The sequence below is a fragment of the Mucilaginibacter kameinonensis genome (assembly GCF_003675385.1).
GTDB lineage: Bacteria > Bacteroidota > Bacteroidia > Sphingobacteriales > Sphingobacteriaceae > Mucilaginibacter > Mucilaginibacter kameinonensis.
This window is the reverse complement of record NZ_RCWZ01000004.1, coordinates 647,519-669,936: the sequence shown is the minus strand read 5'-3', so window position 1 is coordinate 669,936 and position 22,418 is coordinate 647,519. Positions and strand designations below refer to the sequence as shown.

Below are 22,418 nucleotides of genomic sequence, written 5' to 3'. Positions count from 1 at the left end.
GGGCCGAAGAAACTGCTATGAAGAGAAGGTGTAATGCGCGGAAAAATCTATTCGGTACTTAGTTCCCCAAGTACCTGGCCGAGGTTCAGTTCAGTTGGACCAGGTTGCTGAAAACCTATTTTCATTAATGCTGTGACCCTGGATTTAGTTTCAGGTTCTTTAACGGCAACGCCAAATAACTCTGAATCTTTGCGGAAATCATCTTCATTGGCCAACGTTATGGCGTTGATTCTTTCCTTATTAAGAATCAGCGAATGATGCGGGAACTTTCCTATTCTATGGGCCAGATGGTAAACAAAAGGCTCCAGTTCGCTTGCCGGAAGTGCTCTATTAATCCAGCCATATCGTTCTGCCGTATCTGCATCATAATCAGCTGCACTGGCGATGACCTCCATCGTGCGTCCCTTCCCGATCAGCCGTGTTAAATGCTGTAGGCCACCGGCGCCGGGTACTGCGCCAAAGCCGGCTTCCATTTGAGCGAATGCCGCCTTTTCACGTGATGCAAAACGCATATCACATGCCAAAATGAACTCATTTCCTCCACCTCTTACACGCCCATCGATTTGTGCTATTGTAATGGCTTTCGTTTGGCTGAGGCGCCTCAGCAACAGACCAAGTGAAGGTTCCCCCACTAAAACCGCTGCTGCATCCCGATACTCCTGAACCTGGGTCATATCTACATGCGGTATGAAAAAATCATTGATTCCGCTGGAGAAAACGACAACGCGAAACCTTTCTCCGCGGTCGAGAATTTCGATCAATTTTACCAGGTCCCTTACCATTGCCGGGCCGATCAGATTTAGCGGCGGGCTATTAATCTCGACAAACAAAACAGTTCCTTCAATCCTTAATCCAAATACTTCGAACAATGGTAAATCTTCTACTTGCGGCATAATCGTTAATTTTAAATGATTTAAATGGAATAAATTTTTGATCCTCCGGGGATTCAGAATGTTTTACCAGGGAATTTCCTCTTCCAATTGAAGAAATTTTCCTGTTGGTCCGTCGTCGGGTAAGGTAGCCAGATAAACGCTGGTTTTAGCGCCATCTTCGGGCGTTGAGGTGCCTGCAGCTCCACCCAATGCAGTGCTGACCCACCCCGGGTTGGAAGAGTTTACCTTAATTGCCGTATTCTTTAATTCATTGGCCAAATGGACTGTGAATGAGTTTAGCGCGGTTTTGGAAGTATCATAAGCAAAGGTATTCACCCTGGCCAGCGGTGTGCTGAAATCTGCCTTAGTGGTCAATGACCCCAGGCGGCTGGATACGTTCACAATTCTACCTGCCTCAGACTTCTTAATCAGTGGAAGTAGCGCTTGGGTAAGAAATACAACGTTGAAGAAATTTACTTCCATGGTGTCCCGCAGTACCGGTTCCGAAACATTTTCAGTGGCATCCTTGATTTTTGAAGCAGATACCGGATCTCCTTCAAAACTTGCGCCTGCATTGTTGATCAGGATATCAAGCCTGTCAAAATGGGTACTGAAATAATCGAAAGCGCTCAGGTGATCTTCTCGAAGAGTAGCGTCAAACTTAATATAACGGGCACTTATTCCCATAGTTTTAAGCTTGTCTATAGCTTCTTGACCCTGTGCGGGATTACGGGCGCCGATAACAGGCAGATAGCCCAATTCTCCAAGTTGTTTTGCTGTTTCAAAGCCGATGCCACGGTTACCACCGGTGATAAAGGCTATTTTTTGTGTTGACATAAGTAGTTGATTAATGGAATTAGAACTCCGACAAATGGGTTAATTTAGACGGATTTAACATTTTACCTTTTGAGAATGCAAAAAACTCCTGTGCATGAGGCGTTTGTAAATGCGCATCATGGGCGGCCTTGGATGTGTATACCTCAAAAAAATAAAGGCAGTTAGGATACATCGGATTATAGGTTAATTTAAATAGCTCAATACCGGGTTCCTGAAGCGCCAACGCTACTGATTTCTTTGCCGCTGCTTTAACTTCATCCAGAAAACCAAGGTCTACAATTAACTCAGCGAGTATGATTACTTTAGGACCATTCATTTTTGTTAATAATTTGAGTGTTTTTGCTGTTATTGAATTATTGATAATGATCTTTCTGAAGTGCTTGTACAGCGCCTCATAGCTGCGATATCATGTACTGGGCTACCTCCGCGAGCCTGTTACTGAATCCCCATTCATTATCATACCAGGCAGCTACGGAGATCATGTTGCCTATTTTGGCGGTTAGTGGCAGATCAATGATGGAGGAGTGAGGGTCGGCTACGATTCGCGCGGAAGCCCATTGCTCTTCCAATACATCCATAACTCCTTTTAAGCTGGCAGTCGTGGTCGCTTTTCTAAAGGCGTCATTGATTTCCTCTGTAGTGCAGGATTTTGTCGTCACCAGGTTTAATTCAGCGATACTGCCTGTTCTGGTCGGAACGCGGTAGGCTTTTCCGGTGATGTTCAGATCGCTCCAGATGAATTGAAGAGCTTTGGCGGCCCCAGAAGACGATGGAATGATATTTTCCGCAGCGGCCCAGGAGTCCCGTCGGTCTTTCATCGGCTGATCAGTCAGCGATTGCGAATTGGTATAAGAATGTACTGTCGAAAAGAAACCGTATTCGATTCCAAAATTCTCTCTGATAATTTTGATTGGCGGTGCAAGAGCATTAGTGGTACAACTGCCTGTGCTCACAATACGATGTTGCTGCGGGTTGAAATTTTCCAGGTTAATACCTTTTAGTAAAACAGCATCACAATCTGCGAGTGATTTACTGGGTGCACTGACCAAGACATATTTGGCCCCTTGATCGAGATGGGCCTGCGCGCCCTCTCGTTTAGTCGCCCTTCCCGAACAATCGATCACCAGATCGACGCCAAGTTCGCCCCAGTGCGGAGTTCCGGCTGAGGAATCGATATATGTTATTTCGTTTCCATTTAAAATAAAGCCATTATCATTTATCGCGACAGTTCCATTCCACATTCCGTAATTCGTGTCTACGGCAAAGAGTGCCGCCAATGTTTGATGGTCTTTAACATCTGCAACAACCGATGGGATCACCAGATTGCGGTCAAGGCCGATACGCAGAAGCTGGCGCCCAATGCGCCCAAATCCGTAAATGGCTATCTTTTTCATAGATTTAGATTTTTTTTATAAACAGGTTTGTGGTTTCTGTAAGTTTAAATTTCGGCTATATAAGGATTTCGAAGATCCTTTCATAGGCTTCTTAAGCCGTTTAGTACTGCTTAAAGATGAGCCCGCAGCATCCATGCCATTGCTTCATGTTCACGCAACATGCCAGTAAGAAAGTCATTCGTGCCGGCATCATGATATTCCTCGATGACTTGATCTAGGTTTCCTCTGATAAATTCAATGATTGATTGGTGGTCTTCCAGTAATTCTTTCATGAACCCGGCGGAATCATTTTTCTGACCAAGTTTCTCGCTTAAATGGGTCAGTTGTAAGAACTGTTTTACCGTGGCTGGTGCATAGTGGCCGATCTGTCTGATCCGTTCCGCTGTACTATCCATGGTTTCATCTAATTTATTATAGTGTTCTTCAAAAAATAAATGTGCAGTGTGAAAATCGGGGCCTTCAACATTCCAATGCGCATTCCTTGTTTTTAAATAAAGCGTAAACTCATCGGCAAGCAGTTTGCCTAATATCTCTGCAACTGCGCCACGGTCAGCTGAGTCGATTCCAATCTGGGTTTTCATATATTTTAATTTATCGTTAATATTATGGGTAGTCACTTTTATCTGTCTACCCGGCACTATGAAAAAGACTAACTTTGTGCCTTTATTTATGTTGTTGATTATCAGTTGTGTGTGGCTTTATTGCCTTTGATAAATTACGATATTTAGTTAATCGTCTGTTGCTTTTGTTTGATTTCGCTTTTTATCAAATAGGTAACCGCAATAGAGGATGATTGAGACTTCCTGTGCTTTATTAAGATGATTATACATCTTTACCCGCTGAAATATTTACAGATCAGCTTAAAGATTCCCCAAGTTTCGGCCTAGGTTTAATTCGAATTCCCCGGCCTTACCGATCCCTTTTTCAATGAGTTTGGGCATGCGTTCACGGGCGCCGGCCCATCCAAACGTTGTAAAAAAAGTATCTTCCGTAGCCTGGAGTTCAGCTGTATCAGGCAAGCCCACATTGTTCAGGATACTTTTACAGGTCGACAATGCCTGCTTATCGAATGATAAAATGCGGTTTACAAAATTCTCGACAAAATTTTTGAGTTCGGATGCAGGTAAGGCACGGTTGATCCAGCCATATTTTTCGGCAGTTTCAGCATCATAATCATCAGCTCCCAGGATAATCTCCAAAGCCCTTGAACGCCCGACCAACAGGGGCAGGCGTTGCAAGGCCCCGCCGCCGGGTATCAATCCCGTTCCCACTTCCGGCTGCCCGAAGATGGCATTTTCGCGACTGGCAAAACGGATATCGCAGGCCATAACAAACTCGCAGCCACCGCCACGTACTCGGCCGTCAATTATTGCGATGCTTAATACGCTGCTGGCGGCAAGCCTGGTGGCAGCAGCCACCCATTGCGGTTTCCCAAAACGACTGCGAGGTTCGGCTGTGCTGTAATGGGCAATAAAGAAGTCCGGATTTGAACTCGAAAAGGTTACAACTTTCAGTTCAGGGTTTTGTTCAATTTCTTCGATCAGGTCATAAACCTCATCATACATACTATCGTCAATCGCATTAATAGGCGGATTCGATAAGGTTACCTGCCAGTAACCAGGTATGGATTTGTCAACGTTAACTTTCTTTGAAGTATTCATGATTGTCGAATTAAGGTGAGATTAAATAGAAAAGCCGGGATACTCCTCTTAGTCTTAAGTATCCCGGCTTCAGATGTCAGATGTTAGGCGATTGCTTCAGCGGCTTCCAATATCAGTTCGATTACCTGTTGCGGGTGCGATGCCATCGAGGCGTGGCCAGCATCCAGATGAATGGTTTTCTTTGCTTTGATACGTTCGGCGAAAAAAGTTTCAGCTTCAGGCTGGATCATTTTATCGTTGTCAGAGACCTGGTACCAGCTTGGTTTTTCTTTCCATGCTGGTGCGCCGGATGGGCCGCCAAACGCTTCGCCCGAAATGGGCTTTTGTGCGGATGCCATCACCAAAGCCAGTTCATCGCTTACGCCTTCACAAAAAGCTTCATGGAATTTATCGTAGTTAACATATAATAATCCTGATGGGCCAGGGGCTATCGCCGTTGCGCCCGCAGGCGCAGGTCGTTCCTGTAATAAACCGAAAGCAGACTCGCCTTCTTCAGGGGCAAAAGCCGCAATGTAAACCAATCCTTTAACACTAGGGTGGTTGCCCGCACCACTGATGACCATGCCGCCATAAGAATGTCCTACCAGTAGTGTGGGACCTTCAAGAGAGGCAATCATATCTGTCGTTCTTTGAATATCTTCTGCTAAGGTGATCAACGGAAGTTGGACAGCACGCACGGTATACCCTTTAGCTGCTAATGCAGGAATTACGAATTGCCAGTGTGAACCTTCTCCGAATGCGCCGTGAACAAGCACGACATTGATGTTTGTTTTCATTTTTAGATATTGTTAGTGTAAATAATTCAAAATTTAATGATCGGTTAGCGCCTTCTGATAAAAGCGCTGATCAGGTCCGCTAAAACGGATGGTTTTTCCAACATGGACAGATGTCCGACATCGGCTATAGTCACCATTTCCGATCCGGGGATAAATGATTTGACTTCTTGTTCCAATCGCTCGGGGGGATCTACGATGTCGTTCTCTCCGGCAATGATCAGGGTAGGAACAGAGATTTCGTCAACGCCGTCAGAAACGTCTTCCAGTAATGCAACGTCAGTCCATCCCAACCTCGAATAAGTATTATGATTTTGCAGTCCTTCAACCAGGTCCTTGCGCTGACCAGTGTCAATATGGGTCACTTTAAATACGTGATCGATTGTTTCGTTAATACGGCCTAGCGAGGTGTACGCTGTTCTCATCCCTTCAGCTATATCCGGCGGAAGCATCGTACTAAAAGATGGGGATGGCGCAACAAGTATCAGCTTCCTGAGGCCATCAGGTTTTTGTGCTGCGATGTATTGGGCAACTTTACCGCCCATAGAATGTCCGATGAGTATATAACTATCCAGATTCAAGACCTCGATTAACCTCAAAGCGTCGTTTGCAAGTGAAGCTATATGATAGCCGTTATCTGGTTTATCCGATTTTCCCCATCCGCGACTGTCGTAACTGATGCAACGGTATTTATCCTTTAAGAGTGAGATTACACCTGCCCAGGTTGCTGATGAACCTCCCCAAAAATGAAGAAACACGAGCGCTGGCTTACCTTCGCCTTCATCGTTAACAAAGAGATTGATTCCGCTTATTCTTTGGTACATATTGGTTATTTAAATTTTAGCACCGGCCTTAACATGAGATTCGATTATCTGAATTTGTCAGCCACAGGTCGGCTTTTAACGTTTTTTGACAATATTGATCGATTGTTATGCCTGATCTTATTTTGTTGGTTTTCAGGTTTTTGAGAAGATGTTTCATTCGGTTTTTAACTATATTTAGTGAAATGGCGGAATGGGATAATGCTATTTCGCAGCGATCGGTCAATTGTCAATCGTCATGAGACCGCTACCGGTGTTTTTCAAACGCTTTAAGGTTTGCCTTAAAAAATATGTTGGAAAAGTTTCCTTCAGGGTTACTTAATTCCAACATATTTGTTTTTCAGAAGAAGATCGGATTGCAGGTTCTGCTTATTTACTTGCAGCAGCCTGTTCAATTATAGCTAGCACTTCTTTTGGTTGAGACAACATCACAACGTGGCTTGATGCAACTTCAACTGTTTTGGCATTCATCCTTTTTGCCTCAAAACGTTCCAGATCAGGAGAGATTGCACGGTCATTTTTAGCGACAATAAAGTAGTTGGCTTTAGTTTTCCATGCCGGTACACCACCTTTTTCACCGAATAATGATTGGTTAGCAGCTATTTGGGTTGCGTAAACCAGGTTTTGTTGTTTTGCAGGTAAGTCTTGGGCAAATACAGTTTTGATACCAGCATTGGTCAGTGCTAAAAAGCTGCCTTGTGGGGCGAAATATTTAGCCAGTTCGGTTTCGCCGCCATTTTTGGATAAAGATGGGATAGTTTCATCTTCATCTGGTGCAAAAGCAGCTACATAAACCAAGCCGGTTACTTTGGGATCATTACCGGCCTGGGTAATTACAAACCCTCCCCATGAGTGGCCGACAAGGATTACATTGCCTTTTGCCTGATCGATTGCTCTTTTTGTCGCTGCAACATCATCAGCAAGTGATGTCAGTGGGTTCTGAACAGAAACTACATCATAACCTTTAGCCTGAAGTGCGGTGATTTGTTCAGCCCAGCAAGAGCCGTCAGCCCAGATGCCATGTACGAAAATGATGGTTGGCTTTGTACCTTTTGTTTGTGCATTAGAATTAAATGTACCAGTGATCAACAATAATGCGATTGCAAGAAGTTTGATAGTTTTCATGATTTTGATGTTTTAAAATTTAATTTGTTTTTGATACATAATAGTCATTGCCCGTGCCAAAGAATTTAATATACTATCGGTCAGTTGATTATGATTTTTAATAGTTTTAAACCTAAGCCATATGTCGTTTCTCGGCGAAATAGTATAACCGGATTTCGCTATGATCAGGTTAAATTGATAGAGTATAAAAGGGGAATACTAGCGGGTGTTCATGAGCATTAAAAACTACTGAATAAAAAACGGCAGTGCCTGTCGCGCTGCCGTCCAAAGCTGTAGGTGGGTGAAGAGTAATGGGCTACAGCGCAATTTCGTTGCCCTGTAAGATCTGCCGGTAATGGCTAACCATTCTAGGATTATTCAGGAGAGATCTGATGATCGATCAGATACCAACAGCACATAATGATCGATGATGAGATTTCATTATAGGTCGTCGGTTTGATCGAGAAAGCTTTTTTTGATCTTTAGTTTGATGATTTTAGAACTGAGTGTGGTGGCCGGAATTTTGAGCATCTCCGCAGCGCCGCCGATTCCTGATACTTTTCCATTAACCATTTTTAATACTTTAAGGATATGTTCTCGTTCAACTTCCTCAAGAGTTTTCACGTCCGTATTTATCAGCGGCGTATTAAGTTCACCCTTAATAGCAAGTGGCAGATAGATCTCATTGATGACCTGGCCTTTCGAAAGAACGACGCTTCTTTGTATTAAATGCTCAAGTTCCCTGACATTTCCCGGCCAATTGTAGGCGATCAGCTGCTTCATAGCGTTACTGCTGAAATATTTGGCAGATTTGCTACGCTTGCCATATTTGTCTGCAAAATATTTGACCAATAATGGTATATCTTCCTTTCGTTCCCGCAGAGGCGGGAGGTGCAATGGAAATACATTCAACCTGAAATATAAGTCGCTCCTGAAACTTCCGGATTGAATGGCTTGAAAGAGATCGCGATTGGTGGCCGCAATGATTCGAATATCAATCTTAATGGTATTTTTGCCACCAATGCGTTCAATTTCTTTCTCCTGTAGCGCACGCAGTAATTTTGTTTGTAAATTTAATGGAAGTTCGCCAACCTCATCCAGAAATAATGTACCGTTATTAGCCTGCTCAAATTTACCGATCTTTCTTTCGAAAGCGCCGGTGAAACTTCCCCTTTCGTGCCCGAATAATTCACTTTCAATCAGATTTGCCGGCAAAGTAGCACAGTTGACTTTAATAAATGGTTGTTCTTTTCTCTGAGAATTCTCATGTACGGCATGAGCTACTAATTCTTTCCCGGTGCCTGTTTCCCCCAAAATTAAAACCGAGCTCTCAGTTCCGGCAACTTTTGTCAATAATTGAAAAATGCCGGTCATTTCCGGACTTTTACCAATGATGTAATTATGAAAATCATTCTTTTTCAAGCTTTCCTGCTGGCTCTCAACTTCCATCATCCGTTTCAGGATGTTTAATTCATTTTTTAATTTTTCGCCTTGCTCAATGGTTAAGATTTCCCGAAACAATAGGTTTAATCGGGCGAGAATAAGATCCCTATCCTCCCGATAAATACTTTCATCCACTGTAGGCGATATCAAATAAAACAGGGCACCGATAATCTTCTCTTCATAAAAAAAGGGAAAGATTTCCAGTTCTCTATGATTGTAAATGGGTAAAGGGAGTAGGAAAGATTGAGTTTTACCCAATTTTAAAATTTCTTCGTAAGCATATGTCGATGAAGTTTGGAGGCCTGTTATCAGGTCGTAGAGCGGTGTGTTCCGGTTAATTTCCGGCCCTTCGAAATTTGACCATTCTTTCCCGAAGAGGTTTCCGGGAGCCTGTTTGATCAGGTTCAGTGTGATCTTTTCATCATTGTCCTCAAATAGCAATAAACCTGCACCGTCAATAAAAGGAATTTCTTTAAATGATTTCTTCATTAAGGTGAGTAATTCCGTCTTGTTGTTAACCGACATCGAATTTGTCAAAAACGAATTGGTTAAAGCATTGATCTGGCTTTTTATTTTCCGGTTTTCTGAATCAATGATATCAATAATATTGTAAGAAATGAATTCTGCTATTTCCTGGGATAAATCTATTTCGGCGGGGTTAAATGTCTCCGTCTTTTCACTGAGAAAAAAAACGGCTCCTTCTGTACCACTTTCCCTGAAAAACGGAACTGCCATGATGGTCTTGGTCTGATTGATTCGAAGGCGTGTCAGAAACGCAGGCCGCTGTTCCATTTTCATCAGTTCAGACATTGACCAGATTATTGGTTGCTTGGATTGCAGTACCTGGAGAATAATCTCCTCCTCTGACGATTTACGCATATGTTCGCCCTGCCTTGAATCTTCAGGAATAGGTAACCGGGTTTTATCTAAACTTAAGAACATCGATTTGCGTGAATCGGTATTCTCTTCCCTGGCGACAACTAATATCCCACTGATCTTAATCAATTGGTTAATAACAGGAAGAACCAAGCTCTGAAAAGAGGTTTCATTATTGGCTTTTAGAATTGCCTTACTAAGTTCCAAGAGCCGTTCCTTAACAGAGATGATTTCCTGGTAATTTTCCATTTGAATTATTGAACTTATTTAAAAATTAGTTTTAATGAAAATCCGAAACTTAAAGATATAGCTTTAAGTTTCGGAGGCCAATATATTTGTTGCCCTTAGGGCACTGAGCAGCTTTTCCGCCGAGAAACCTTTCCTGTTCCCAAAGCTGTCTTTGATCAAAGGATTGCCCACTTTCCCCGCAAAAGTTTTACGATCTCTGATTGCACGATAGTAGCAGAAAAGATGGGCGAGATGGCCAAATTCGTATTCTGTATTCTTCAGCGGCGCCGCTTTCCAATAATAAAGATGCTATATGTAAAAGCATGTAATGGTTAGTGCCGTAGAGCCGTGGCTATCTATTGTACCGGGACACATTGTGCCAGTTCATCCGTAAGGTTTGTCCTTGCAGCTTCAAAAATATCGTTAATGTCAGGCTGGTCATTAATTATTCGTTCCATGGTGAATGTAATATGCAATCGCAGAAATTTTTCCGGTGGAAATCGGGCATCATAAATGCACATACATCCGCTTTGATATTGCCAAATGTGGTCTCTGTTTTATGTTCAAAGCCACCAAAAAAAGTTGGTATAATTTTCTTTTTAAAGTCGTTGCGGGGATAAGCAGCAACAATTTCGTTTCTTTCCGACTGGCTAAGATTTTCAAACCCTTCACCCATAACGTCGAGCCCTACTCCTGAATACATTAAGGCAACCTCGGTTTCTTTATGCTCGGCAATGCCAATAGTTGTATGCAGGGCAATCGTGTCCCATACCAGACGCTGTGCGTCTTTTGATATGCCATGACTGGCCAGGAAGTCCCTGGCGGCATTTGCGCCATCGACTTCGAAACGTAGGTCCTGGCTACTGTATTTTTTAGTTAAACCAAGATCATGAAATACAGAGCTGATGTATAATAATTCCGCATCGTAGTCCAGGTTATTGCGTTTGCCGTTCAGACTGGCGAATAAAAAAACCCGCAGGGAATGATTGTAGAGAAATTCTGTACCATGGTCAAGCAATAGCTGCGTGGCTTCGATTGCAATTTTACTATCCGGAATTTTAATACCGGCTACATTAGTGAGTTTGATAGTTGTCATCGTTAGATATTTATAGTGTAAACGTATTTTACCATCAATAGAAAATCGATACCGTTTTATAAGTTATTGTAATACAATAACTTGTTATGATTTATAATTTATTTTTTAACGATATTTCGTAATTTGGCTAAGAAGTGAAACGAATGGACGCTTAAGATATAGTTACGGCTTTTGATATTTAAATGCAGTTTGCAGCTTTTTTGGTATTGAAGAACCGGTAAAACTGATTTAGCTTGACGATATTTTAAGATAGTGACCGCAGGTGCTGATCCGGTTTTCCCTGGATTGGAATAAATATACTGAGGACTACCCCTTCATCGTTGTAAATAGAGAGTTTTCCGTGCATTTGCCTCACAAGGCCCGTAATTAAGCTCATTCCCAGCGAAGTAGACGTCGTGATATCAAACGCATCCGGCAGACCGCGGCCGTTGTCTCTGATAGTTAATGACAATCCCTTGTACGGAATTTCTTCCAAGCTGATTTTTATAGTCCCGGGGCTATGATCAGAGAAAGCATATTTAATTGCATTGGTAACGGCCTCATTTAAAATTAGCCCGATGGGGACCGCCTGTTCAACATCCAAAGCAATGGGTTCAATTTCCTGTACAACTTCGATGTTTATCCCGATACTGAAACTATCGTCGAGGTAATCGACCAGTTCAGCAATATACTCGTCCATTTCGATTTTGGCCAGATTGTCGGATTGATATAGTTTTTGGTGGATCAGGGAAATAGACTGCATCCGATGCTGGCTTTCCCGGATTGCGTCGAGGGCTTCGGTATTCTCAATGTAAACCGATTGAGTATTGAGTAAACTGATAACGATCTGGAGATTATTCTTTACCCGGTGATGAATCTCTTTTAACAACCATTCTTTATCTTCCAAAAGCCGGTCTTTATCGGTAACTAATTGTTCCAGCGCACTGTTTTTATTATGGATAATAGTTTGCTGTTTTTTAAGCTGCTTGTTGCTTTTTTGTTTGAGTTGATAGCGGTTAAATCCTAATGCCAGCATCAAAGCCAGCATTACGGTACCACCAAGTATAACCTTCCTACTCGCAGCAGCCTCTTTTAAACTGGCTTTTTGTAACTGGCTTTCCTTGGTCAGGATAACGATATTTTTGTCTTTTGCCTCGGTTTCGTATTTGGTTTGGATATCCGCAACCTGGTTTGCTTCCTGCACATTGAAAACCGAGTCCTGCAGTTGTTTATGAAGCTGATAATGTTTGATGGCTGGAACATAACGCCCCAATCCGGAATCTACCCTGAATTGAAGGAGCTGAAAATCGCTATGACGTAAGGCGCTTACATTAAAATCAGGGATTTCCAGGGCCATTTTAATGTATTTATCGGCCTTTTCATATTTTCCCATTGATACGTAAAATTCAGCGACATGTATATCATCGATAAAACGGCTGCCATATTTGTCCCCCACAGAGAATTTATCAAAATTTTCTGCATTGATCATTTTCAGGAAATAATTCTCCGCCAGATCGTTCTTATGTAAGGCCACGTAACATATCGCTAAACAATTGTACTGGATGTATTTTTCAGAAGAAGCCTCGGGCGGTATTTTCAACTCGTTCTTTTTTAAGAACAATAACGCTTCCCTTGCTTTATTTTGCTTGATGAGTGCCTGGCATATATGGTACAGTGTAATATATCGTTTGTGGTAGTCTTTTGCGCTTGGTCCCGCCAGAATTTTCTTATAATAAACGATACTGTTATCGTACATCGCAAGGTTTTCGTAAACACGTGCGAGCTTGTAATAAAACAAACCAAGGTAACTCGTGTCTTTGGAGGCCTGGTTTTCTTTTACCGTTTCAAGTGTGTAGTAGAGCTCCTTGTTGAGGTTCCCTTTGAGATCATTTACCGATGCCAATAGATAGTAAGTATCGTACAGGTTTGGGTAATGAATTGCTTTTAGTTGTTTTACGACATTTAAGAGCTGATTTTCAGCAAGACTTAATTTACCTAGATTAAGGTTGGCATCAGCTTCATCTTTTAAACTTAGAATTGCTTTCTGTTTATCACCCAACTTTAAATAAATGGCTTGCTCTTGCTGACAGCACCAAATAATTTCATGCAGTAATTCAATATGGTTGTCGGATGATTTACGAAAATTAAGCCGTAAATAACCAAGCGCTGCTAATGCTTCTGTCCAATCATGTCTGTCAGCATAGTAATTTATCGCCTGTGCAGCATTACGTCTGCAGTTTTTGTAATCGTTACGCTTACTGTATTCTATGGCGATATGCAATAATGACTGATTTTCCTGGTCCCTTAATTTTGCCCTGACGGCGATAGCAAGCGCCTGCAGATAGGATTTAAGCGCACGCTGGTCACTTGCAGTTGATTCCGAGTAAAGATCTCCGAGTTTTAACAGCAATTGTATTCGGTTTGAATCGGTTTTGGTCGTGTCTAGCTGTGAAAGACATGTTTTTATCGCGGGGTCCTGTTGCTGCCCCTTAGTGGTCGTTGATAACGTACATATGATTAGTAAGAAGAGGCCCCGATAAATAAATTTAATGGGTGGAAAACTAAACGGCACAGAATGCCATTTGATTCTTTTTGAAAATATGTTGTCAAAAAATTGAGCCATAGGCAACATCACTAAGTGAATTATGATTTTACATAATTCGGTTTGTCGCCACCTTTTTCATGGATTTAGCCTGAAGTTTATGATCTGTTTCCAAACCAATGTTTCTGTATAAACTAGATGATACTTAATTTCTTGAAAAACAAACATTGGCAAAAGAAAAATGCTTCTTATCAAGATACAGCGTCGACAGGATACGCTTTTTTACTGCTTAAATTTTGAGATTTTCGTTAATTTAACCAGGTTTTTCAAGATTATTTTAAAGCATTGAATGCAATATATGCAAAGCAGGTTTGGTGGACCAAGACCTATATTGCCGTTTGATTCAGAACAAAAGTCAACAATACAAACAGGTGACTTTTGGTTTCTTCCAAAATGTAGTCCATTGGATATTTTCCTGTATAATAATTGCTTATCCGAAAATGTCTTTATATTAATAATGTTATTTCGTAAATTAACGGTATTGTGTTACGCTATTTCGCCCACTCCCTAAAATCGAGGATCCAGTACCATAATAAATAGCAGGGAAAAAGTATTAAAAATCAGGATCTGAAAATTGTTCGTTCTTGCGAAGGATTTTGAAGATTATGGTGATGCTCGTTCCATGATTTTTCTGCAACTGGAAAGTGCCATTCAAGTCTTCTACTAACCCCATAATTAAAACCATCCCAAAAGATTTGTTTCGACTTAACTCGAAATTTACCGGCATTCCACGACCATTATCAGCGATGGTCAGCTTTATTTCATCGTCATCCGAAACAGTAAGTTTAATATCAACGGCATCGTTATCACCGTGAGGAAAGGCGTGCTTAACAGCGTTGGTGATCACCTCGTTTAAGATCAGTCCTACTGGGATCGCATAGACAACGTCCAGTTCAATTGGGGCGATATTCGCCTTAAACAAAATTCTTCTTTTTGTTTTAAAGCTTTCAGCCAGGTAATCTGTCAATTCTTCTATGTATTCCGGCAAGTAAATGCTGGCAAAATTTTCATATTTATAAAGTTTCTGATGGATAAGCGACATAGCGTTCACCCGGTGTTGACTGTCCATCAACGCACTCAAGGCTGTTTCATCTTTGAGATATCTGATCTGCGAATTAAGTAATCCGGTAATAGTATGTAGATTGTTTTTTACACGGTGATGTATTTCCTTTAATAACCATTCATTTTCGTGCAGTAATTTTTCAAGATCTTTATTTTTAACTGAAATCTCCTGTTGCTTATCCTGAAGAATTACAACATTACGACGTTTTAATAGATAACGGTTATAAAGAACCGCTAACAGGAGCAGCAGGAAACCAATACTTGCTATTAAAAAATTCCCTGTAGTTTTCTTTCTTCGGTATCTTTCCTGTTCAATTACCGACTGTTTTTTTAGAAGCTGAATATTTTTGTCCTTTTGCGAGTTTTCATAGATGTTCTGTATTTGCGCCACTCCTATATTGGTCCTTACGCTATAAATTGAATCATTTAATCTTTTATATGCTTGATAGTGGCTCAACGCAGACCTGATATGATTAGTGCCTGAGTCTATCTTAAACTCTATAAACTCCATATCCCGCTGTGTAATGGCACTTACATTGAACAGAGGAAATGCAAGAGCCATTTTCAAATAAGCCCGGGCGCGGGTATAATCTTTTATGGCAAGGTAATATTCACATAATTGTTTGTTTTCCAGTAGGATCATTTCGAAGTTTACACCCGCTAATCCATAGTCAATATACCCGATTGCAATCATTTTATGAAGATAGTATTCGGCCAGGTGAAAACGTTTTAGACTAAGGTAACAGGCAGCCATTGCTCTGTAATATATTTTTTGATTGGCTGGCGTCATAGGCGGGTGCATATCGATTTTTTCCTTCAGTAAACGCAATGCTGCCAATGGTTTGTGCTGGGCTATTAAAATCAGACAAATCCGATAGTAGGTGCCGTAACCATGAAATTCCATTCTATTTGAATTCAGTGCCAGTTCCTGTTGATAAGCAGAAAGACTGTTTTCAAACATTTCCAAATCTTCATAAACCCTGCCTAATTTATAGGTGCCGTTAATCAGGTCAACAGTATCCTTTACTGCGCGGGCCTCATCAACCATAGCGAGGCAATAAAATAACTCTTTATTGAGATTGCCTTTTAAGTGATATACTGCAGCCAATAAAAAATAAGTATCTCTCAGTTTTTGATAGTGTACCTCCTGGAAGCGATGAAGGGCGTCCAATAAGAATTGTTCCGAAATGTTTAGATTTCCAAGATTAAGGTTTACATCACCCAGATCTTTAATGCAATTAATAACCTGAAGCGTGTCTTTTAACTGGACGGCAAGTGCTTTCTCTTTAAACAATATGGCTGATGCTTCGTGCAGCATTCCGGTGTTGATCTTTAAGCCTATGCGCAACCGCCACTGCAGGGCACCGTAGACAGATAAACACTGTTTCAAGTCGTTTCTGTCCTGATAATATTTTATCAGTTTGGAATAAGTTTCCCTGCATGCGCTGAAATTTTCTACCACGCCATATTGAACTGCCAATTGAAGCAAACATTCATTTTCCGAATTGGTGAAAGGGGGGCGCTTACTGAGGCTCACCGCTTTTTTAAAGGCAGCCACAGCACGATATTGATATTTCGATGAGAGGGCTCTATATTTTTGTCCAAGTTCAAGCCATAAAGAAATGCGATCAGAATCAGATCCGGCATTTGATATCCGTACCTTGAAATCATGCGCAATGGAATCTGCATTCTGCGCTTTTGCATCGATTGTTTGGAAGCATATAGCGAGAAAGAGAAAAACGAGCAGGGCATTTACTTTAAGATATACCAAAACTTTTATCAGTCTTTTTAAAATACATATTTTCAAATCCTGGCCGGATGATTTCTTATCTGAATTTCCAGGAAATACCCAATTTCTTCATTTTTGAATTCAGCGTAGTTGGGGGAAGGTTCAGCATTTCAGCTGCACCGCCTTTACCCGATACCCTGCCATTGCTTTTGTGTAAAGCGGCCATGATATGTGCTTTATCGACTTCGGCAATAGATCGGAAACCTTTGTCTTCGAGGAGGTCATCAATCGCGGTTACTATATTTTCAGGCAGTTCAATCGTTGAAATGACATCCGAACTGCTGAGAATGATATGGCGTTCTACCAGATGTAATAATTCTCTGATATTGCCTGGCCATGAATATGCGAGCAGCTTATTAAGGACTGCCGAAGTTATTTGTTTGACCGGCGTCCCTGTTTTACGGGCATGCTGCTGAAGAAAATAGTGAGTAAGCAGCGGTATATCTTCCTTGCGTTCGCGCAAGGGAGCTAAGAAGATCGGGAATACATTGATCCGGTAGTAAAGGTCCATTCTAAAACGGCCGGCTGCCACATCCTCATGCAAATTTCGGTTTGTCGCTGCGACAACACGTACGTCTACTTTAATCGTTGTCCGGCCGCCTACTCTTTCCAGTTCTTTTTCCTGAAGAACGCGAAGCAGCTTTGTCTGTACTTCCAGCGGGATTTCACCAATTTCGTCTAAAAAGAGCGTACCGCCATGTGCCTGTTCAAATTTTCCGATGCGCCGTTCAAAAGCGCCGGTGAAAGCCCCTTTTTCATGGCCAAATAATTCCGATTCAATCAGAGATACAGGAATCGCGGCACAATTTACTTTGATCAGCGGTTTTTTGTTTCTGTTGGAAAGTCGGTGTATGGCTTGTACAAGGCCTTCTTTGCCCACACCGGTTTCGCCAAGTACTAAAACGGACATATCAAAATTTGCCACTTGTAGTGCCTGATCAAGGGCATTGAGTAATTTAGGACTTTTACCGACTATCCCCTCCGTTAGCAATGTTCCGGTTTCAACAATGGCCATATCCGTATGCCGCGACAAATTAGACGTATTGACTCCCTTATCCTGCGCTTTCCCGAAGACCACTGCTAAAAGAGGGCGGAGGGGATTCATCAGTTCCTGGTGGTCGGTCTTGAAGCTATCTCTCCCTTTACTGTACATACGGATGCTCATGTGCTTGTCATCATTAAGCAACGGTAAAACCATCCTGGAGAGTACACCAAACTTTTTACTGATATTATCCAGGAACGGATATTTGGAACGGGCTATTTCAAAGTCCTGACCGTTTTCAATTTTGGTACTGTTAGAAGATGCTATGATTTTGCGCCAGTCCATATAGGCTTGATAGCCCAAATCATAATCGTTCAGGATCTGCTGCCCTGTCCAATATTCATACTGGTCATAACCGGTTCGATGAAAACAAAAGACCTGGTTAAGGTCCGGACCATTGCAGTCTGTATCAAAGTGAATATAGTCGAAAGGAATATAAGGATTAATGGCCTTAACGACCATCAGCATTTTTTCCATGGCCGGTAGCCTTTCTCCCATGATGTGCTTAAGGATCGCGGTTAACAGTCCTTCATGCTTACTGATCAGTTCAGCAGTATGGTTGTGCCTGTAACTGGCAATATCCAGCGCCACCAATACGTCTTTTTCCCGGAAAGGCTTCACCAGAAAACCATATGGACGCGTGGCCTTCGCGGCTTCCAGTACAGATAAATTTGAATTTGCAGAGATATAGATAAATGGAATGTTTTCTTTAGTTAAAACCAGGGCGAGGTCCAAACCTGTCAATTTTCCTTTCAGATATATATCCAGCAAAACGATGTCAGGCCTTATTTTCTCCAGCAGCGTCATCGCCTGATCATAAGATTTCGCAATTCCGCAGACTTGATGACCGGCATTCTCAACTGTTATCCGCAGATCGTTTGCTTCTATAAACTGATCTTCGACGATTAATATACTTGTTGCCATTTCCTCGGATTATTGATGTTCGCATAGTGTTGTAAATCAGGGTGTTTAATGCTTCTTACAACTTCCTTACGGCGTAAGCCAATATAGTGGATTTATTCCGAAACAGGCTTTTATCTAAATTGCCAAGTGTTGTGCCGTTATGTAAGTGTCTTTTATACAGATTGTTGTGGAAATTTTGTCGATAATCAATAACGATATTTAGTAAATTGGCGAAATGGTTGCGGGATAAAGTAAGGATGATTTAGCCATAAAAGACAATTCAGCCGCTTCGTTTTTGCTCCCTAATGAAATCACCTGAAGCGAGAGGAACAGATTTCTCATTTTCAAATGACGCAGATACCCGCGGTAAAATTATCGGTTAGATAGAGGTATCGGTTTTACCCGGAGTTGCCCATATGCCGTAACGCCAATTCATCAAAATACGATAGTTCGTAAATAATTGCATTTGATTTATTTATTTGTTTCTGATAGTCAGTATTTTAACTATTGGACTCGAATTAAAATGTAATAATCTATTACATGAAGATTTTAAATAACATTTGGGAATCAGCTTTTTCTCCTGTTAAAAGCGACACCGAGACAGCTGTTGATCAAAAATGAGGGGATTTATATTTCAATGAAAAGCGACATGTCGCTGCTTTAAAGATATGGAAAAATATATAACTAATTAAAAAACAATGATTTAAAATAATTGGTATCGGGATTGTTTAAAGCTATACCTGAGGACGGATAGTAAAAGAGAAATGATTAGAGGCGTCCCCCGATAACATGAAAAGTATTGCAATTAAGTTTTGTTTATTATATCTCTTCACACTGTATGTTAAAACGGCAGGAGGAGAAAAGTTTATACCTATGGTATCGGTCAACCACCATAAAACTTTTGTATCAGGCGAGTTTTGTTGCTTCGGAACAGGACGGCGGCTGATTGATTTCCAAACAGATTCAAAACAGTCAATGCCAGTTTTGATGGTTATTTCTTCGGGCAGGGGACATTCTGGTTTTAAAATAGCAACTGTTAATGATCAGCGTGAAGTCAGGCAGCCAGCCATGATACCGGCTGCTTCCATTTGGTTGCGTATAGCGCCGATGATCCTTCTTGCCATAAGTCTGATAGGAGTAGTTGCCTTATATTATCATAACCTTAAGAACTCCCGAAAGATCATTTCGCTCAAAAATGACCTGACGGAAAAAAAACATTGTCTCCAGGTCTCCGACGAAAGACAGGACTGGCTTGTAAAAGAAATTCATCACCGGGTAAAGAATAACCTGCAGATCATCATCAGCCTTTTGAATACGCAGCTGTCGTTCTTAACCAATAAGGAGGCTGTCAAAGCCATTCAAAATTGCCAGCACCGGATGTATGCGATATCTCTCATTCACCAGAAACTTTACCAGGAGGAGAATCTTTCAAGTGTTGATATCGTTGCCTACACCCACGATTTATTGGAATACCTGTGTGATGAGTATGGGTGTGAAACTGTCATTTTCAATGTAGAGATGGAACCCTTACGGCTTGATATGGCACAAGCGGTGCCATTTGGACTGATCCTCAATGAAACCATCAGCAATGCATTGAAATTTGCATTTCCAGGAAATAGCAAAGGAAATGTCGGCATTACACTCCACAGTACCGTAACTGGCCAATATACTCTCGGGGTTAGTGACAACGGTGTCGGATTTTCAGGCGACAAAGAAGATGAGGATGATTCTTTTGGTAAGAAGCTGATCGCCGGGCTGGCAGGCCAGCTTGGCGGTACTTATAAGTTGGAAAATGATAATGGCGTTAAAGTCGAGGTGAATTTTTATACAAAAACATTAATGTCCGCATAGCAGCATAACCTATTAACATGAAAGAAAATATACTAATTGTTGAAGACGAATTTATTGTAGGGAACGATCTGAGTCTGATTCTAAAAAAAGCAGGTTACAACGTTTGCGGTATCGCCGCAACGGTAGACGAAGGCAGGGCGATGGTTGATAAATATAACCCAACCTGGGTACTTCTTGACATATTCCTGCAGGACGGCTCTAAGGGGACAGAACTGGCAGGCTACCTGACAGAGAAAAAAATCGGCTTTGTTTACATTTCTGCCAATACGAACCAAAGAATATTGGAGGAAGCTAAGCTGACCCAACCATATGGCTTTGTTGTAAAGCCATTCCGACAAAAGGACCTGCTGATTATGCTGGAAATAGCAATGGAGAAGCATCAGCAAAACGAGCAGTTTGAACTGATGCGCCGGAAGATGCTGGATAAACAACTGCATGATATACTACTATCACATAACGAAGCCAGTGAAAAACTGGAAGCATTGCCGGGAGTTTTTCAGGCGTTCATTCCATTCGACTTAATGAAGGTTGTGTTTCCTAAAACGAAAGACCCCGGGCTTCATGAATTTGTTTTCATCCGGGAGGAATTCGAAAAATATCAGCATTTTCAGGATACCCAGTTGCCAGAAAGTATGAAGCTTGCCAAACGAGATCTTCAAGCTTACCGCCCGACCCTTCCTGCGCAAAAAAAAGGAATCATTTTCAACGGTATGGAATTTCGACACGTAATGTTTGACGATCCTTGGGAGCGGATACTTTGCAGTCATTTTGAACTGAAGTCAAAACTTTCCTATCCGATTTCGCTACCGAATGGACTTATTTTGGCTTTAATGTTTTACAGCAAAAATCCAGATGGGTTTACACCAGCACACATTAGTCTTTTATGGCAATCACAACAATTGATCGGCTTGTTAACAGCAATCATTCAAAAGGATTCAGCGCCTTTAGCAGTTGGCGATTCCAAACAGGAGGTCATTCGCATTAACAATACCAAATTTGATGGCATTATTGGAAAAAGCCCGGAATTATTAAAAGTACTTGATAATATCTCCCTGGTAAGCCAGACAGATATATCTGTTTTGATCTATGGAGAAAGCGGTACCGGTAAAGAAAAGGTAGCCCAAAACATTCATAAGTTATCCCCGAGAAGGCAAAAGCCGTTAATAACGGTTAATTGTGCTGCGCTGCCGCACGAATTGATTGAGTCCGAACTATTCGGACACGAGAAAGGGGCATACACAGGTGCAATTGAAAAAAGGATTGGGAAATTCGAACTGGCAAACGGTGGCACGATATTCCTGGACGAAATTGGTGAAATGCCGCTCGAAGCCCAGGTAAAACTATTAAGGGTTTTACAGGAAAAGGAAATCGAACACATCGGCGGCAAACAATCCATCAAAGTGGATGTGCGGGTAATTGCGGCAACGAACCGAAAGCTGGAGCAGGAGGTCGCAGAAGGCCGATTCCGACTGGATCTTTATTACCGTCTGAACGTATATCCAGTTGAACTTCCCCCGCTACGTGACAGAAAACAAGATATCCCTCTGTTGGCGCAATATTTCCTGGAGATTTTTGCAAAAGAAACAGGTCGGAAAATCAGCGGGTTCAGTGCAGCGGCGCTTGCTCAGTTGCAATCTTACGACTGGCCGGGTAATATTCGCGAACTTGGTCATTTGATCCAACGCTCAATGATCATGTCCAGCGGCACTCAAATCAATTCCGTAGTGGTTCCCGAGACTATAAAACAAGAGGTAAAACTGGTTGAAAGAAAAGAAGTCGAATTGAAAACCCTGGAGCAAATGGAAAAAGAGCATATCCTAGGCATATTAAAGCGTTGTAGCGGTAAAGTTTGTGGCGCTGGTGGTGCGGCTGAAGTCCTGGGGTTACCACCAAGTACATTAAACTCAAAAATGAAAAAACTTGGGATTAAACGCGAATCCTATTTTAATTTTTAAGCAGACAATTAGCATAAGCCGAACGAACAAGGTTACTTAATAAGCTTTCTTTTAGGACCGAGAAATGATACAAACTTTTAATTGAACGAATGTCTGTTCGTTTTACACGAAACGGTCAGTATATTATATA

Annotated in this window: 16 protein-coding genes; 2 read left to right on the top strand and 14 right to left on the bottom strand. The window is 41.7% G+C overall.

Features of this window, described 5'->3' with window-relative positions:
* Positions 1-47: 47 nt before the first annotated feature.
* From EAH55_RS20940 to EAH55_RS20875, 14 genes are all read right to left on the bottom strand, one after another.
* Positions 48-893, bottom strand: a complete 846-nt coding sequence (locus EAH55_RS20940) for an enoyl-CoA hydratase/isomerase family protein (RefSeq protein ID WP_121811391.1) — start codon at positions 891-893, stop codon at positions 48-50.
* 63 nt (positions 894-956) lie between these two features.
* Positions 957-1,709: an SDR family oxidoreductase gene (locus EAH55_RS20935; RefSeq protein ID WP_121811390.1), complete on the bottom strand. Its 753-nt coding sequence runs from the start codon at positions 1,707-1,709 to the stop codon at positions 957-959.
* Positions 1,710-1,728: 19 nt separating this feature from the next.
* Complete coding sequence (locus tag EAH55_RS20930; RefSeq protein ID WP_121811389.1) at positions 1,729-2,025, bottom strand: putative quinol monooxygenase; 297 nt, start codon at positions 2,023-2,025, stop codon at positions 1,729-1,731.
* Positions 2,026-2,101: 76 nt separating this feature from the next.
* Positions 2,102-3,103 carry a type I glyceraldehyde-3-phosphate dehydrogenase gene (locus tag EAH55_RS20925; protein WP_121811388.1) on the bottom strand — a complete coding sequence of 334 codons (1,002 nt, stop codon included), beginning with the start codon at positions 3,101-3,103 and terminating at the stop codon, positions 2,102-2,104.
* A gap of 110 nt (positions 3,104-3,213) precedes the next feature.
* A complete protein-coding gene (locus tag EAH55_RS20920) occupies positions 3,214-3,684 on the bottom strand; it encodes a Dps family protein (protein WP_121811741.1) in 471 nt (156 codons plus the stop codon).
* Positions 3,685-3,963: 279 nt separating this feature from the next.
* Positions 3,964-4,764 (bottom strand): enoyl-CoA hydratase/isomerase family protein, encoded by an 801-nt coding sequence (locus tag EAH55_RS20915; protein ID WP_208644900.1) that lies wholly within the window; start codon positions 4,762-4,764, stop codon positions 3,964-3,966.
* A gap of 83 nt (positions 4,765-4,847) precedes the next feature.
* Positions 4,848-5,540, bottom strand: a complete 693-nt coding sequence (locus EAH55_RS20910; RefSeq protein WP_121811386.1) for an alpha/beta hydrolase — start codon at positions 5,538-5,540, stop codon at positions 4,848-4,850.
* 44 nt (positions 5,541-5,584) lie between these two features.
* The gene (locus tag EAH55_RS20905) at positions 5,585-6,295 is read right to left on the bottom strand and encodes an alpha/beta fold hydrolase (RefSeq protein WP_162996994.1); all 711 of its coding nucleotides are present in this window, start codon (positions 6,293-6,295) and stop codon (positions 5,585-5,587) included.
* Between the two features lie 432 nt (positions 6,296-6,727).
* Positions 6,728-7,483 (bottom strand): alpha/beta fold hydrolase, encoded by a 756-nt coding sequence (locus EAH55_RS20900; RefSeq protein WP_121811384.1) that lies wholly within the window; start codon positions 7,481-7,483, stop codon positions 6,728-6,730.
* A gap of 420 nt (positions 7,484-7,903) precedes the next feature.
* Complete coding sequence (locus EAH55_RS20895) at positions 7,904-10,030, bottom strand: sigma-54 interaction domain-containing protein (protein ID WP_208644899.1); 2,127 nt, start codon at positions 10,028-10,030, stop codon at positions 7,904-7,906.
* A gap of 424 nt (positions 10,031-10,454) precedes the next feature.
* Positions 10,455-11,105, bottom strand: a complete 651-nt coding sequence (locus EAH55_RS20890; RefSeq protein WP_121811383.1) for an HD domain-containing protein — start codon at positions 11,103-11,105, stop codon at positions 10,455-10,457.
* A gap of 244 nt (positions 11,106-11,349) precedes the next feature.
* Positions 11,350-13,707 (bottom strand): tetratricopeptide repeat-containing sensor histidine kinase, encoded by a 2,358-nt coding sequence (locus EAH55_RS20885; protein ID WP_162996993.1) that lies wholly within the window; start codon positions 13,705-13,707, stop codon positions 11,350-11,352.
* A 532-nt stretch (positions 13,708-14,239) separates the two neighbouring features.
* Positions 14,240-16,519: a tetratricopeptide repeat-containing sensor histidine kinase gene (locus EAH55_RS20880; RefSeq protein WP_121811381.1), complete on the bottom strand. Its 2,280-nt coding sequence runs from the start codon at positions 16,517-16,519 to the stop codon at positions 14,240-14,242.
* Between the two features lie 55 nt (positions 16,520-16,574).
* Complete coding sequence (locus tag EAH55_RS20875) at positions 16,575-18,503, bottom strand: sigma 54-interacting response regulator (protein WP_121811380.1); 1,929 nt, start codon at positions 18,501-18,503, stop codon at positions 16,575-16,577.
* Between the two features lie 768 nt (positions 18,504-19,271).
* On the opposite strand from EAH55_RS20875, the gene EAH55_RS20870 reads away from it, so the two are divergent.
* Both EAH55_RS20870 and EAH55_RS20865 read left to right on the top strand, forming a co-directional pair.
* Positions 19,272-20,333: a sensor histidine kinase gene (locus EAH55_RS20870; protein ID WP_121811379.1), complete on the top strand. Its 1,062-nt coding sequence runs from the start codon at positions 19,272-19,274 to the stop codon at positions 20,331-20,333.
* A gap of 17 nt (positions 20,334-20,350) precedes the next feature.
* Entirely contained in the window at positions 20,351-22,288 is a 1,938-nt protein-coding gene (locus EAH55_RS20865) for a sigma-54 dependent transcriptional regulator (protein ID WP_121811378.1), read from the top strand.
* Positions 22,289-22,418 lie beyond the last annotated feature (130 nt).

Coding starts and splice junctions, on each gene's coding strand:
- EAH55_RS20870 (WP_121811379.1), top strand. CDS start 19,272: ATGAAAAGTATTGCAATTAAGTTTTGTTTATTATATCTCTTCACACTG.
- EAH55_RS20920 (WP_121811741.1), bottom strand. CDS start 3,684: ATGAAAACCCAGATTGGAATCGACTCAGCTGACCGTGGCGCAGTTGCA.
- EAH55_RS20915 (WP_208644900.1), bottom strand. CDS start 4,764: ATGAATACTTCAAAGAAAGTTAACGTTGACAAATCCATACCTGGTTAC.
- EAH55_RS20895 (WP_208644899.1), bottom strand. CDS start 10,030: ATGGAAAATTACCAGGAAATCATCTCTGTTAAGGAACGGCTCTTGGAA.
- EAH55_RS20940 (WP_121811391.1), bottom strand. CDS start 893: ATGCCGCAAGTAGAAGATTTACCATTGTTCGAAGTATTTGGATTAAGG.
- EAH55_RS20900 (WP_121811384.1), bottom strand. CDS start 7,483: ATGAAAACTATCAAACTTCTTGCAATCGCATTATTGTTGATCACTGGT.
- EAH55_RS20875 (WP_121811380.1), bottom strand. CDS start 18,503: ATGGCAACAAGTATATTAATCGTCGAAGATCAGTTTATAGAAGCAAAC.
- EAH55_RS20885 (WP_162996993.1), bottom strand. CDS start 13,707: ATGGCTCAATTTTTTGACAACATATTTTCAAAAAGAATCAAATGGCAT.
- EAH55_RS20910 (WP_121811386.1), bottom strand. CDS start 5,540: ATGAAAACAAACATCAATGTCGTGCTTGTTCACGGCGCATTCGGAGAA.
- EAH55_RS20925 (WP_121811388.1), bottom strand. CDS start 3,103: ATGAAAAAGATAGCCATTTACGGATTTGGGCGCATTGGGCGCCAGCTT.
- EAH55_RS20890 (WP_121811383.1), bottom strand. CDS start 11,105: ATGACAACTATCAAACTCACTAATGTAGCCGGTATTAAAATTCCGGAT.
- EAH55_RS20935 (WP_121811390.1), bottom strand. CDS start 1,709: ATGTCAACACAAAAAATAGCCTTTATCACCGGTGGTAACCGTGGCATC.
- EAH55_RS20930 (WP_121811389.1), bottom strand. CDS start 2,025: ATGAATGGTCCTAAAGTAATCATACTCGCTGAGTTAATTGTAGACCTT.
- EAH55_RS20865 (WP_121811378.1), top strand. CDS start 20,351: ATGAAAGAAAATATACTAATTGTTGAAGACGAATTTATTGTAGGGAAC.